Here is a 14,299-nt window from a genome sequence, read left to right on the forward strand (position 1 = left end):
GGCAAGATAGAAAAAATATGAGATACGATTACACGTATTTACTCAAATGTTTAAACCTTTCTCTAACTGGGCTGGGAATGGGCGTGGGGTCGCCTGCTTCGTCTATTCGCACAAAAGTGGTGCGGGTGGAAAGCACCAAATCTTCCTCGCCGCTATAAATGCTGCTTTTACGGGCTTCAATACTCAGGGTAATAGAAGATTTCCCTATCTCCGCTACGTTGCCATAAATTTTGATTAAAAAACCCTCTTTTACCTTTTTTTGAAAAATGAGTTCTTCAATTTTTACTGTAACCATGTTTGGCGTATGGCAGGTTTGACAGGCCATTACCGACGCAGCTTCATCAATCCACGACATCATTATACCACCAAATAAATTGCCATGAACTCCCAAATCTTTTGTCATGGCAATGTGGGTGGTAATTAATTTCATTTCGTTGCTAAAATCTTCCATTTATGCAGCTTTTTTAATTTCATCCATGTTTATACTTCCATGTGAAGCATGATAAATTGGTATTCCGTTTTTAAGAACAATAACTTGTGGGCTTTCATGAGTAATGCCAAATCTCGCTGCTATTTCGTTTGAAATGTCTCGGTGGGCTATTAAGTCGAGATAATAAATAGTTGGACAACTTAAGTCTGTATGTTTTTCCAACCTCGATTTAGCCATGCTACTAATACTGCATCGCGTGCTATGCTTGAAAATTACGACCGTTTCGTTGTACGATTTTTCAATAATTTCATCCAACTGCGATAGTTGAGTTAAATTATGCCAAGAAGACGGATTGGTTTCGTTGCCAAAAAAACTAAACATGGGGCAAATATACGTCTGCCGATTTCTACATATAACCCATCGGAACTTTTGTTTTTCCTTTTCGGCTGCATGTTTTTGGCCCACCACATGATGAAAGTAAAAATAGACCTACCAACACCAAACTCGCTACGGAAAAGATTTTTGAAACTTTCATATCGCTAACTTTTTAAGACATTACCTTTATCTATTTACGAAAAGGTAATGTTTTTATTTTAGAATTTTTTGAAGTGCTTTAAAAAAAAGCTCCGGCATTTCGCCATTGGTAGCCGTTGTATAGTCGTTGTACGAACATGGAACCAAAACCGATTCTGAACTGCCTAATGAAGGAATCTCCATCCACCATCGATTGGTTCTTTTGCTTTTCAAGAAGATAATATCGGGGTCATTGCCGTGCATGGTGCATCGGTATTTTAAAAACTCACCATGTATTTCCGGATGATCACCTTTTCGGTTGTAAAATCCATCAATAAAATACCACAACACCAATGCTCCGAGTTTGGAAGTGGTGTTTCGATAATCAAATTCGGGGTTTATTTCAAATAGCGAAAAACTTCGAAGTGTCTCAGAAATGCCCGCATACCAAGCCAGTTGGCAGGCTTCTTCACTGGTAAGCCCCGCCGGATTGTTGTAATAATTACCCGGAGCATCGGCTTGTTTTATGGCTCCTATATCAAAAACCGCCATATCGGTGCTGCGAAAAATTGGTTCCATGTCACCAATGTTGTTTCTTAAAACTCCCAATCGTACAGCGTTGAAATACATTTTTTGGAGAGCACTTACAGCCTGAGGTTTTACATAATGGCTCTGAAAAGCTAATGAGTTGATGTTGAATAAATAGTTGGGTTCGTGCAGACAAATGTTTTGCAAAAATTCTCCGGCAGATAAGTTTATTTCGGCGGAAACAACGCTACATTCCAAATTTTTGATAACGGGTTGAAAGGCTTTAAACTGTGCATAGGCCAAGTCTTTTGTACCACCAATTATAATAGGTAAAACATTTTCTTTCAACAAGGTTTTACAAATTTCGGTCAATGCAAAATCGGTGTCTTCAAAGGTTTTTCCGGGTTCAATATTGCCCAAATCCACCATATTGATTTTGGAGGTAGATGGAATGAGCTTGTACAGCTCTTTTCGTACCTTGTCCGGAGCAATGGCGGTTTCTTTATTCTTGGTTGTTCGTCCTTCTTTAACCCCAATAATGGCCAAGTCAGCCTCGCTCCAATCGGGCATCGTGCCGAGGTTTTTCTTTATAAAACTTCCAAATGTGTCTGCTACATTCATCTCATCAAATGCAGCAGGTATGGCAGCCAAAAATTCGTCTAAATGCTCCATAAATGTTTTTCAATAGCAAAAATAAAGTTTCTTTGAAGGGTAATTAAATACAATGGTGTTCGTAACTGGAGGTACGGGGCTTGTTGGAAGCCACATTATATGTCAACTTTTAAAAAAAGGACATTCCGTGAAGGCATTGTGCCGCCGGAAATCGGACAAAACTTGGTTTGAAAAAACTGCCAAATTTTTGCTGAAAGGACAAACAAAAGAACTTCTTGAAAACGTAAACTGGGTGCAGGGTGACTTGTTTGAAATAGGCCTTTTGTCTGAATATATTGAGGGATGCACCCAAGTTTATCATTGTGCAGCTTTGGTTTCGTTTGCAAAAAAAGACCAATCGGCATTGTATGAAACCAATGTGATAGGAACCGCCAATTTATTGAATGTTTGCTTATCGATGGTTTCAAAACCGGCAGTGTGTTTTATAAGTTCGACAGCCTCTATTGGTGGCGTGGACAAAAAAATAATTGACGAAACTTTTGAATATTCATCCGAAAACGCCGGAAGCTATTATAGCCAAACCAAATTTTTAGCAGAGATGGAAGCATTTAGAGCGAGGGAGGAAGGATTGGATGTTGCTATTTTAAATCCGTGTGTGGTGTTGGGTTTTTCCAATTGGCATACAGGCTCAAGCCGGCTTTTTAAAAATTATAACAATGGTTTTCCATTTTACACTTCTGGTTCAAATGCTTTTGTAGATGCCCGCGATGTGGCAGATTGTGCCATTTTGTTGATGGAAAATAGAATATTTGACAACCGCTATCTTTGTATAGGCTGGAACAAAACGTATAAAGAGGTTTTTGATGCCATTGCCCAGAATTTTGGAATGAAAAAACCATCTATTCGAGTAAATAGGCTGATGGCAGAAATAGCATGGCGGTTGGCAGGTGTGGCTTCGTTACTGGGAATTGGCGGAACCATTACCAAAGAAACAGCCCGAAGCGGAATGAAAAATAGAAACTATTCTTCACAAAAATTAATTGAAGCTACCGGTTTTAACTTTCGAAATTTTGAGGAATCTATTGCCGAAATTTGCAGTACATACAAAGATGTTGAAGCAATCTAAAATCACCTTATCTTAAATCAATGTCGAGCAGAAAAAGAACGTTAGGAAAAATAGTAAACCGAACAAAAAGGGTTCGTAAAAATCTGACTATTTCTGTAAATAGATCAAAAGAATATCAACTAAGAACGCTGCGAAAACTATTGCACAAAGCCCAAAACACCCAATTTGGAAGGCAGCAAAATTTTGCATCAATCTTGGATTCGGACAATCTTTATGAGGCATACAAAACCAATGTAGCCGCAGGTGATTATTTAACCATGTTGCCCTGGTGGGAAAAATCGCGTGAAGGAAAAAGGGATGTTACTTGGCCTGGAAAAATAGACCATTTTGCTCTAAGTTCGGGTACCAGCGATGGAGCAAGTAAATACATTCCGGTATCGAGGGAAATGGTCAAATCCATCAGGCGTGGCAGTATGCGACAAATAGTGGCTATTGCCAAAACCGATATACCAAAAGACCATCTTGCCAAACATTGGTTGATGATAGGCGGTAGCACCATGCTCAATTACAACGGAGTTTATTATTCGGGTGATTTGAGCGGCATTACCACCTCAAAAATTCCGGTTATTTTTCAGCGAGTATCAAAACCTGAGCCAGAAATAAAGGCTAGTAGCAACTGGGAAGAAAAAATAAACCGTATTACGTTAGAGGCTAAAAATTGGGATGTGGGCATGGTGGCAGGTGTTCCAGCTTGGATTCAGTTGTTATTCCAAAATATTATTGAGCATTACAATCTCAACAATATACATGACTTATGGCCCAATTTAGAAGTTTATATTCACGGCGGTGTTTCAATAAAACCATACAAAAAAAGTATAGACCAATTGTTGGGCAGACCCATTCGCTATTTTGAAACCTATCTGGCATCCGAAGGTTTTATAGCCTACCAAAACCGACAAAACGATACAGGTGGAATGAAGCTGTTGCTTCGAAACGGCATTTTTTATGAGTTTATACCGTTTAATTCTGATAATTTTGACGAAAAGAATCAGCTATTGCCTGCAGCAAAAGCAATACCGGTGTGGGAGGCAGAAGAGGGCGTTGAATATGCTTTGTTGCTAAGCACTTGCTCTGGTACTTGGCGGTATTTGATTGGCGATACCATCAAATTTACCGATGTAAAACGAAAAGAAATTATTATAACTGGACGTACGAAGCATTTTATAAGTTTGGTGGGCGAGCATTTGAGTGTTGATAATATGACAGAGGCAGTTAGCCGACTTGCCAATGAACTGAATGAGGAGTTTAACGAATTTTGTTTGGCAGGTTTTCGGCATGGTGAAATGTTTGGACATCAATGGTATATTGGCACTACTCACCAAAACTGGATTGGGGAGGATGTTTCCAACAAATTGGACAGCTACATTTCGGAGTTAAACGACGATTATGCGGTAGAGCGAAAGCATGCTTTAAAGGGTATATCTGTTAAAATGATTCCGGTGGATTGGTTTTGGGAATGGATGAAACTAAACGGCAAAGAAGGCTCACAGCACAAGTTCCCACGTGTTTTAAAAGGGGATGTACTGCATAATTGGCTCGACTTTTTAGAGAAAAAGGGCGTGGATCGAATTGAAGTGGTATAGAGTCAAATGGTTTCATCCGATTTTTTTAAACCATTTTGGCATTCACAAAATTTAGACTTAATGTACCTAAATTTCTTAATGGTTCAGGAAATTACAAACACAAAGTCTTCGGCAAGCTCATTCAAAATATCAAGTATTTCGTTTCGCGAATCGGCGGTAACAAGCCTCATTCTATATGGCTTAAAGTGCGGCAAGCCTTTAAAATAGTTGGCATAATGTCTTCGCATTTCTAAGATTCCCAATCGGTCTCCTTTCCATTTCAGGCTTTCTTCAAAATGCAATTTGCAGGTGTCTATTCTATCCTTTAAATTGGGTGGTGGCAGCAATTCTCCAGTTTTAAAATAGTGTTTTATTTCATTAAAAATCCAAGGATGACCAATAGCAGCTCGGCCAATCATAATGCCTTGAACCCCATATTTATCCCTCATTTCCATGGCTTTTTGGGGAGAGTCAACATCGCCATTACCAAAAATAGGGATAGTTATTTTGGGGTCGTTTGCAATTTCACCAATCAAAGTCCAGTCGGCTTGGCCTTTATACATCTGTACCCGGGTTCGGCCATGAATACTCAAGGCTTGTATGCCAATATCCTGTAGTTGTGCCGCAACATCTTTAATAAATTTAGAATTGTTGTCCCACCCCAAACGGGTTTTTACCGTTACGGGTAAATGCGTTGACTTCACTATTTCAGCAGTCATTTTCACCATTTTCGGTATGTCTTGAAGCAAAGCAGCCCCTGCACCTTTACATGCCACGGCTTTTACCGGACAGCCATAGTTAATGTCTATTAAATCGGGTTGTGCATCAGTGGCAATCTCCGTTGCTTCTTTCATTACATCAATATCGCTTCCAAAAATTTGAATACCAATTGGGCGTTCGTAGCCAAATATGTCGAGTTTTTGAGTGCTTTTAGCGGCATCTCTTATTAGCCCTTCAGACGAAATGAACTCGGTGTACATAAGGTCAACCCCATGTTTTTTGCATACTGCCCGAAATGGAGGATCGCTAACGTCTTCCATAGGAGCGAGCAACAACGGAAACTCACCCAAATTTATGTTGCCAATTTTTACCACCTTTGCAAAGATAATTTTTGATGAGCAACGACAGAAATTTTAGTTTAGAAGGACTCTCTCATTTTTTAATGGCAATTGGGGTTTTTATTGTGGTATTGATGGTTTTTGCCTTTATGGCTCAATCCATTATAGAACCCATTTTTGGCATTTCATTAGCTGAAATTCAAAAGGTTGGCATCGAAAACATAACAGTAAATCAGGGTTTGGCTATAAAGTTTGCTCAATTCTTTACTCCCTTTGGTATTTTGGTTTCCAGCTTGATTTTCTGCACCATTTTGAAAACTAAATTTACCAGTTTTGTAGGAATTCAAAACCGTATTACCATGCCACTTTTAGGGCTTTCCGTACTTTTACTTATTGCCATTATGCCATTAATTGCCGGACTGCTCGAGCTAAATTCTAAAGTTTCCTTTCCAGCAGATTTATCAGAGATTTTTCGAGAAGCGGAGGATATGAACAACAACCTTTATGCTCTAATGCTCAAACATAACTCCGGCATACATTTGGTTGTCAATTTTTTTTTGATGGCCTTACTTCCAGCCATTTCCGAAGAAGTTTTTTTTAGAGGTGTTTTAATGCGGGTATCGGCAAAAATGACTGGAAACATTTGGAGCGGAATCGCTATTTCATCCTTTATTTTTGCTCTTATTCATCTTCAACCATACAAGTTTTTGGCCATGTTTTTCATAGCCTTCATGTTTGGATATTTATACTATAGAACAGGCTCTTTATGGATACCCATTGTTTTGCACACCATTAATAATTCGATGGCCATAATTGGCTCAAGACTTGAGAATTCAGGGCTGGATGCTGGTATTTTGGCAGAAGATGCCACTTTGGGCTGGCCATGGATTGTTGGTGGGCTTGTTGCCACTTTTCTACTGATTTGGGTCATTCAAAAAAATACCGACGATTTAGATTTTAGTTATGAATAATTTTCAATCCCGATTAGTGGTTGGTGTGCTTTATGTTTTGGTTTCCATTGCATGCCTTTTAAGTGGCATTTATTCGGCATTGGCTTTTGGTTGGCTCATCCAACTGTTCTGTCTATACGAATTTTATCAAATTTTGAAAAAAGAAAGCCCCTTAGCCGATAAGATTCTTTCTATGATCGGAGGTGCCATATTCGTTTTTCCATTGGTTTTTCTAAATCAAAATAATCTTACCATTGGGCAAAACAATTACTATTTAATCTTTGGTTTGGCGGGTTGGATATTGCTGTTGTATGCTCTTTTTAACCTGAGAAATGCCAGAGGGTTGCTGATAACCATTTTTGGATGGACGTATATTTCTGTTCCGTTTGCCATGCTCATAAAGCTTGGAAATTTAGAATTTGGAGAACGGTCTCTTTCGCTGGTTACCTATCAAGGGTTTAGCATTTTGAGCATTTTTATTTTGATTTGGGCAAGCGACACCTTTGCCTATTTGGCCGGAAGAAAATTTGGTAAAACTCCACTTGCACCATCTATTTCACCAAAAAAAACAGTTGAAGGGTTTGTGGGAGGTTTGATTGGCACATTAATTATTGCCGTTGTTTTGTTTTATACCAAACCCGTTTTTTACGACTTTAAACACTATTTAGTGCTTGGTCTGATTTGTTGTATGGTTGGAACAATGGGTGATTTATTTGAATCGTGGATAAAAAGAAAAGTGGGTATTAAAGATTCTGGAACTTTGCTTGGTGGGCATGGCGGTTTTTTGGATAGGTTCGACTCCGTAATCTTCGTTGCTCCAATAGCCTATTTCTATTTAAACACATTTGCCATTCATTGACGTTGGTCATATTAAAATATTGTTAATATCTTCATTTTACCTTCGATATAAATAAATAGATTTGCGGCAAAATTTTTAAGTATTGCAATGAGTTCGCCTTTCAAAGAACCCGCACCTATCAATGGTCATTTGAACCCTCTGGAATCAATGATGGAACGCTTTACAGGAGCTGCCAAAATATTAGGCCTCGATGAAGCAACAATTAATGCCATAAAATCACCCGAAAAAGTGGTAACCGTAAATATCCCCATTTCTATGGATGACGGTTCTGTTCAGGTTTTTGAAGGCCATCGTGTTATTCACTCGGCCAACTTAGGTCCGTCAAAAGGCGGAATACGCTATTCCATGGGTGTTACTCTTGATGAAGTGAAAGCTCTTGCGGCCTGGATGACATGGAAGTGTGCTGTTGTTGGCATTCCCTACGGCGGAGCAAAAGGCGGCATAAAATGCGACCCACGAAAAATGAGTGCCGGTGAGTTGGAAAGATTAACCAGAGCCTACACCGTGGCAATGAGCGATGTTTTTGGCCCTGAAAGAGATATACCAGCTCCAGACGTGGGTACAAACCCTCAAATAATGGCTTGGATTATGGATGAATACTCCAAAATAAAAGGGGTTTCCAGTCCAGCTGTTGTTACCGGAAAGCCGGTTGTTCTTGGAGGTTCTTTGGGTAGGGTTGAGGCCACAGGTCGAGGGGTGATGGTATCTGCCCGATCTGCTATGGGCAAACTTAAAATGAAACCAGAAAATGCTACCGCAGCCGTTCAAGGTTTTGGTAATGTTGGCTCTATCAGTGCAAAACTGTTGGAAGAACAAGGCGTTAAAATTGTGGCCATTTCGGATGTATCAGGAGCCTACTACAACAAAAAAGGTATCAACATCGAAGAGGCAATTAAATACGTTGAAAATAATAACGGAACCTTAGAAGAATTTGACGGAGGCACTAAAATATCAAACGAAGATTTGCTTGAATTGGATGTTGATGTGTTGGTTCCGGCAGCTTTAGAAGACCAAATTACAAAAGAAAATGCTCATAAAATAAAAGCAAAACTGATAGTAGAAGGTGCCAACGGCCCTACTTCTTGGGAGGCCGACAAAATATTGAACGACAAAGGAATTATGGTAATTCCCGATATTCTTGCCAACGCCGGCGGAGTCTCTGTTTCTTACTTTGAGTGGGTTCAAAACCGTTTGGGATATTTTTGGACCGAAGAACGAGTAAATAGAAGAGCCGATCGCATTATGAAACAAGCATTTGAAACGGTTTACAAAGCATCAAGAAAATATAAGGTTGATATGCGAATTGCGGCATACATTGTAGCTATTGACAAGGTAGCCAGTACCAAAAGATTGAGAGGTACTTTCTGATGATTCACCGCGAAGGATACACCATACTGATTACCACAGCTTTGGCCTTGACCATACTGTGCATTGTGGTTTTTAAGTTTAGCGGGTATTCTTGGTTGAAATATCTCATGCTGTTTGCCTCGGTTGTTATTTTTGGATTGTTTCTTCAATTTTTTAGAAACCCGAGCCGCAAAACAGTAGTGAACGAAAACCATGTTATTGCTCCGGCAGACGGAGAAATAGTGGTAATTGAAGAGGTGGAAGAACCGGAGTACTTCAACGGAAAGAGATTGCAGGTAAGTATATTTATGTCTCCGTTTAATGTGCATGTCAATCGAAACCCCATTTCAGGAATAGTGAGCTATTTTAAATACCATCCGGGAAAATATTTGGTGGCTTGGCATCCAAAATCATCTACCGAAAACGAACGCTCCACTACAGTTATTAAAAACGCTCAGGGGGAAGAAGTTCTGTTCCGTCAAATTGCGGGAGCAGTTGCTCGACGCATTCGATATTATGTAAAAGAAGGTGATAGTGTGCAACAAGGAAACGAAATGGGCTTTATTAAATTTGGGAGTCGTGTCGATGTTTTTCTGCCACTTTCGGCCAAAGTTAAGGTTAAAATTGGCGACAAACCTCGGGGTGGAGAAACCGTTTTGGCAGAGTTTTAACGAATGGTCTAATCCATTTGATTCTTATTAATTTCATCTATTTTTTAAAATTATTTTCAGAAATGGAATGTTTGCTTTATTTTCCTTGTCAATGGGAGAGTTTTTTAATGTAAAATTGAGTGAGATATGAATAATCTAAGAAAGGGAGTTTTTTTTCTAATTGCAATTTCTGTGCTTGCATCATGCAAAGACAAGGATGCAATGATTACTGATGACATTACATCCAATCCAACCGAACAAGAAATTATTTCGAAGTACTTAACTATTGATTTGTCAAGTCTGGACGAATATATAGAGCTCAATTATCCTATACACTACAATGATGCAGTGCTATCCAATGATAATTCACTCATAAATAATCCTGTTACCAACGTTGGAGCTACCTTAGGAAGAGTTTTGTTTTACGATAAAAATCTAAGTGTAAACAATACGGTTGCATGTGCAAGTTGCCATGTCCAAAACAAAGGATTTACAGACGACAAAAAACTGAGCATAGGTTTTGAAGGTGGAGAAACAGGAGCTCACTCTATGAGATTATTAAACACACGTTTTTATGCCGGAAACAATATGTTTTGGAATAAACGTTCTACAAGTGTCGAAAACCAATCAACTCAACCTATAAAGGACGCAGTGGAAATGGGTTTTGACTCTATACATGGTGGATTTGATAATTTAATTTCGAAAATGAAGGGATTGGAGTATTACCCAATTCTATTTAAAAGGGCATTTGGTAATGAAGAAATAACTGAAACGAAAGTACAACGTGCCATTGCTCAATTTGTGAGAAGCATCGTTTCGATAAACAGTAAATTTGACGAGGGCTTTGCTCAAGTGTATAATGCCACTGCTCCAGGAAACAACGTTGGTCAGCCCTTTCCAAATTTTACGCAACAGGAAAATATGGGCAAAAATTTATTTTTAGCACCACCAAATGCACCAGGCGGAGGAGGTGCAGGCTGTGCGGGTTGTCACAATCCACCCACTTTTGCATTAGCAGCAAACTCTCTGAGCAATGGTTTAGATGCCGGAGAAACGACCATTTTTAAATCTCCGTCTCTTAAAAATATCGGTGTGGTTGGACCATACATGCACGATGGAAGATTTGCTACGTTGGCGGAGGTGGTAAAACATTATAGCACCGAAGTTCAACCCGGGCCGGCTTTGGACAACCGTTTGAACCCGAATGGCACTCCTCAGCGATTAAACCTAAATCAAAATCAAATAGATGCCTTGGTGGCTTTTATGCAAACGCTTACCGACAATATCGTAATGCAGGATAAAAAGTTTTCGGATCCTTTTAGGTAGAGACCTACGAATAGGTTCGGTCAAATATTTCTCTTAGATTTACGGAATTATAAAGCCAGTTTGGGTTAAAATAAACCGAAATAGGTCAATTTGTGAGATTATAAACGGGTTCTAAGATTGACATTGCCTGATACGGCTCAATATTTAAAAATTCTCGGCTGGGATTTACACGATTTGGGTTGAAAGCCAAATGTATTGCTTTTTCTACTTTTGAAACATCCGTTACCCGACACGCATAACAACATTCGAATGGGATTGGCACTCCTGTGGAATACAGCTCAGACATTCTTTGTGTTACCTCGGAACGTTTAGTTAAGCCAATTTTGACCAAGTTTGGCATGGCCTCATTGCTTAGAACGTAAACAATTCCTTCCTCCATAAAAATGTTACTTCAACTTCCGCTTTATCTCAATTTCGGTGTAACATTCAATGATATCTCCAATGCGTAAGTCGTTGTAATTTTTGATTTGAATACCACATTCGTAGCCTTTATTTACCTCTTTTACATCGTCTTTAAAACGTTTTAAGGTGGCTATCTCCCCACCATAAACAACAACACCATCACGTATCAACCGAACTTTATTATCACGGAATATCTTACCGTCTGTTATCATGCATCCTGCAACGGTGCCCACTTTGCTAATTTTAAAGACATCACGCACTTCGGCATTTCCAGTAATTTGCTCCTCAAATTCAGGCGAAAGCATACCTTCCATTGCCGATTTGATTTCTTCAATTGCCTGATAAATAACCGAATATAGGCGGATGTCGATTTCCTCGGTCTCGGCCAGTTTTTTGGCACCGGCTGCCGGACGAACTTGGAAACCAATGATGATAGCATCTGAGGCACTGGCCAACAAAACGTCGGATTCAGTAATCTGACCAACCGATTTATGGATAACATTTACCTGAATTTCTTCGGTAGAAAGTTTTATCAAAGAATCTGCTAACGCTTCTGCCGAACCGTCAACGTCGGCTTTTACAATTACTTTCAACTCTTTAAAGTTGCCCAAAGCGAGTCGTCGGCCAATATCGCCTAGCGTTAGACGCTTGGTTGTTCTCACATCCTGCTCACGTTGAAGTTGGGCACGTTTGTTGGCCACGTCTTTGGCATCTTGCTCGCTTTCAAATACTTGGAAAATATCTCCTGCCGTTGGAGCAGAGGTAAACCCAAGCACGTTTACAGGAGTAGATGGGTCGGCCAATTTAACCGGTTTCATACGCTCATTAAACATGGCTCTGACACGACAAAAATGATGTCCTGCCACCAATGGGTCGCCTACTTTTAAGGTTCCTTCCTGCACCAACATCGAAACCATAACACCTCTTCCCTTATCTAAACGGGCTTCCATTACAGTTCCTTTTGCACGTTTATCAGGGTTGGCTTTTAGCTCTAAAAGCTCGGCCTCTAACAGCACCTTTTCAAGAAGCTCATCAATGTTGATTCCCTTTTTGGCTGATATTTCTTGTGCCTGAAATTTTCCACCCCATTCTTCAACAAGAATGTTCATTTTAGAAAGTTCCTCACGGATTTTGTCCACGTTGGCTCCTTCTTTATCTATTTTGTTGTAGGCAAATACTATCGGAACACCAGCGGCCTGAACGTGGCTGATCGCCTCCTTTGTTTGAGGCATTACACTATCGTCGGCGGCAATAACAATAATTGCAACGTCGGTAACTTTGGCTCCCCTTGCCCTCATGGCGGTAAATGCCTCGTGACCCGGTGTATCCACAAATGTTATTTTTTTGCCCCCGTTTAATTCTACTTCATAAGCAGCCACGTGTTGGGTAATACCGCCTGCCTCTCCAGCAATTACGTTTGCACTTCGGATATAGTCGAGCAAAGACGTTTTACCGTGGTCAACGTGACCCATTACGGTAACAATGGGTGGTCTTTCAATTAAATCTTCCGGATTGTCAACCTCTTCTTCAAATTCTACTTGTTCCTCGGCATCCACAAACTGAACTTCAAACCCAAATTCTTCCGCCACAATTTGAATGGCTTCTGCATCAAGGCGTTGGTTAATGGAAACCATCATGCCCAATGAAAAACAGGCTGTAATGATTTCATTTACAGACACATCCATCAAGTTTGCCATTTCGTTTGCAGTAACAAACTCCGTAACTCGAAGCACCTTACTTTCGAGTTCCTGTTGCATCATTTCCTCCTCGCGTGTGGTGCGGTGGTCGTCTCTTTTTTGACGACGAAGTTTTTGACGAGTGTTGGTTTGTTTAATACCTTTATTTCCACCCAATTTGGCCAATGTAGCCTTAATTTTATCTTGAATTTCTTTTTCAGAAACCTCTTCTTTTGGCTCTTCTCGTCGTTTGCCTCTTACATTTTTATTGTCTCTTGGGCCTTTTACAAATTCTCGGTCTTTCGATACTGGCTGACCCGTTTTGTTGGTTCGTTTCCGTTTTTTACGCTCACCATCTTTGGGCTTATCGCCGCTGCTGGCCACCTTTTTTGGTTTTGGAATAACAGGTAGTTCAATTTTTCCTTTGATGGTCAAGCCATCCAATTTTTCATATTTGGTTTTTATCATCGGAGGCTCATCCTCCGTTTTTTGTTCTTGTTTTGGTTCTTCCACTTTCGGAGGCTCCACTTCTGGTAAGGAAGCAACCTCTTCAACGACTTCAACAACCGGTTTTTCTTCAACTTTTACAACCGGTTCTTCAATTTTTTCTACTTTCGGTTCGTTTATTTCAACTACTGGTTCTTCAATTTTTTCCTCTTGCTTGGTTTCTGGTTTGGATTTGGGTTTGTCTAAATCAATTTTACCTAAAACTTTTAAACCTGGCAGTTCCGTTTTTGACTTAACCTCGGGAATTTCTTTTGCAATAATCTTCGGAGTTTCCTCTTCCTTTTTTTCTTCAACCTTAGTTTCAGGTTTGATTTCGGGTTTAATTTCAGGTTTAATTTCGGGTTTGGGCTCAACGGCTTTTTCTTTATGGCTCAAGCCAGTATCCTTAATAAGAACAACCTTATGAGTTTCGTTTTCGGGCTTTTTCTTCTTTACCTCTGGCTTTTTCTCCAAAGTAAGGGTTTCATTTTGCCGTCTAACGTTTATTTCGAGAGCTTGAGATTCTTCTTTGGCTTTTTTATCCGAGCGATATTTTTGCTCGAGCACTTCATACATTTCTTGGGTAATTTTAGCCGACATTTTTGATTCTACCTCAAACCCTTTTTGGTTGAGGTATTCAATCAAACTTTTCCAGCTAACATTTAGTTCTGCCGCTACCTTCGGTATTCTGTGTGTTTTTTCAGCCATTAATGCTTTTAATTAATTTTAAACATCAACGCCCTGCACAAGAGCTAACGCGAACTAACCATATAT

At 39.8% G+C, this 14,299-nt stretch carries 13 protein-coding genes; 7 read left to right on the top strand and 6 right to left on the bottom strand.

Features of this window, described 5'->3' with window-relative positions; translation table 11 throughout:
- Positions 1-28: 28 nt before the first annotated feature.
- The 3 genes from H6607_08215 to H6607_08225 form a co-directional block, all read right to left on the bottom strand.
- The gene (locus H6607_08215; GenBank protein ID MCB9262343.1) at positions 29-430 is read right to left on the bottom strand and encodes an acyl-CoA thioesterase; all 402 of its coding nucleotides are present in this window, start codon (positions 428-430) and stop codon (positions 29-31) included.
- Between the two features lie 21 nt (positions 431-451).
- On the bottom strand, positions 452-811 hold the full coding sequence (ytxJ, locus tag H6607_08220; GenBank protein MCB9262344.1) for a bacillithiol system redox-active protein YtxJ: 360 nt from the start codon (positions 809-811) through the stop codon (positions 452-454).
- Between the two features lie 207 nt (positions 812-1,018).
- Positions 1,019-2,143 carry a formimidoylglutamase gene (locus H6607_08225; GenBank protein ID MCB9262345.1) on the bottom strand — a complete coding sequence of 375 codons (1,125 nt, stop codon included), beginning with the start codon at positions 2,141-2,143 and terminating at the stop codon, positions 1,019-1,021.
- Between the two features lie 52 nt (positions 2,144-2,195).
- Between H6607_08225 and H6607_08230 the strand changes: the two genes are divergently transcribed.
- Both H6607_08230 and H6607_08235 read left to right on the top strand, forming a co-directional pair.
- On the top strand, positions 2,196-3,209 hold the full coding sequence (locus tag H6607_08230; GenBank protein MCB9262346.1) for an NAD-dependent epimerase/dehydratase family protein: 1,014 nt from the start codon (positions 2,196-2,198) through the stop codon (positions 3,207-3,209).
- Between the two features lie 20 nt (positions 3,210-3,229).
- Positions 3,230-4,792 (top strand): GH3 auxin-responsive promoter family protein, encoded by a 1,563-nt coding sequence (locus H6607_08235; protein MCB9262347.1) that lies wholly within the window; start codon positions 3,230-3,232, stop codon positions 4,790-4,792.
- Positions 4,793-4,875: 83 nt separating this feature from the next.
- Here the strand turns inward: H6607_08235 and dusB are convergent, their stop codons facing one another.
- Positions 4,876-5,865, bottom strand: a complete 990-nt coding sequence (gene dusB / locus H6607_08240) for a tRNA dihydrouridine synthase DusB (protein MCB9262348.1) — start codon at positions 5,863-5,865, stop codon at positions 4,876-4,878.
- Between the two features lie 20 nt (positions 5,866-5,885).
- On the opposite strand from dusB, the gene H6607_08245 reads away from it, so the two are divergent.
- The 5 genes from H6607_08245 (at position 5,886) to H6607_08265 (ending at position 10,961) form a co-directional block, all read left to right on the top strand.
- Entirely contained in the window at positions 5,886-6,800 is a 915-nt protein-coding gene (locus tag H6607_08245; protein MCB9262349.1) for a CPBP family intramembrane metalloprotease, read from the top strand.
- Positions 6,793-7,638, top strand: a complete 846-nt coding sequence (locus tag H6607_08250) for a phosphatidate cytidylyltransferase (GenBank protein ID MCB9262350.1) — start codon at positions 6,793-6,795, stop codon at positions 7,636-7,638. The genes H6607_08245 and H6607_08250 overlap by 8 nt, the downstream gene beginning before the upstream one ends.
- Before the next feature lie 87 nt (positions 7,639-7,725).
- Positions 7,726-9,006, top strand: coding sequence for a Glu/Leu/Phe/Val dehydrogenase (locus H6607_08255; GenBank protein ID MCB9262351.1), 1,281 nt, complete (start codon positions 7,726-7,728; stop codon positions 9,004-9,006).
- Positions 9,003-9,656 carry a phosphatidylserine decarboxylase family protein gene (locus H6607_08260; GenBank protein MCB9262352.1) on the top strand — a complete coding sequence of 218 codons (654 nt, stop codon included), beginning with the start codon at positions 9,003-9,005 and terminating at the stop codon, positions 9,654-9,656. Before H6607_08255 ends, H6607_08260 begins: the two co-directional genes overlap by 4 nt.
- 126 nt (positions 9,657-9,782) lie before the next feature.
- Positions 9,783-10,961: a cytochrome-c peroxidase gene (locus H6607_08265; protein MCB9262353.1), complete on the top strand. Its 1,179-nt coding sequence runs from the start codon at positions 9,783-9,785 to the stop codon at positions 10,959-10,961.
- Positions 10,962-11,046: 85 nt separating this feature from the next.
- Here the strand turns inward: H6607_08265 and H6607_08270 are convergent, their stop codons facing one another.
- Both H6607_08270 and infB read right to left on the bottom strand, forming a co-directional pair.
- The gene (locus H6607_08270) at positions 11,047-11,340 is read right to left on the bottom strand and encodes a GIY-YIG nuclease family protein (protein MCB9262354.1); all 294 of its coding nucleotides are present in this window, start codon (positions 11,338-11,340) and stop codon (positions 11,047-11,049) included.
- A gap of 7 nt (positions 11,341-11,347) precedes the next feature.
- Positions 11,348-14,233: a translation initiation factor IF-2 gene (gene infB, locus H6607_08275; protein MCB9262355.1), complete on the bottom strand. Its 2,886-nt coding sequence runs from the start codon at positions 14,231-14,233 to the stop codon at positions 11,348-11,350.
- Positions 14,234-14,299 lie beyond the last annotated feature (66 nt).

Source organism: Flavobacteriales bacterium, assembly GCA_020635395.1.
In the GTDB taxonomy this organism is placed as follows: Bacteria; Bacteroidota; Bacteroidia; order NS11-12g; family UBA9320; genus UBA987.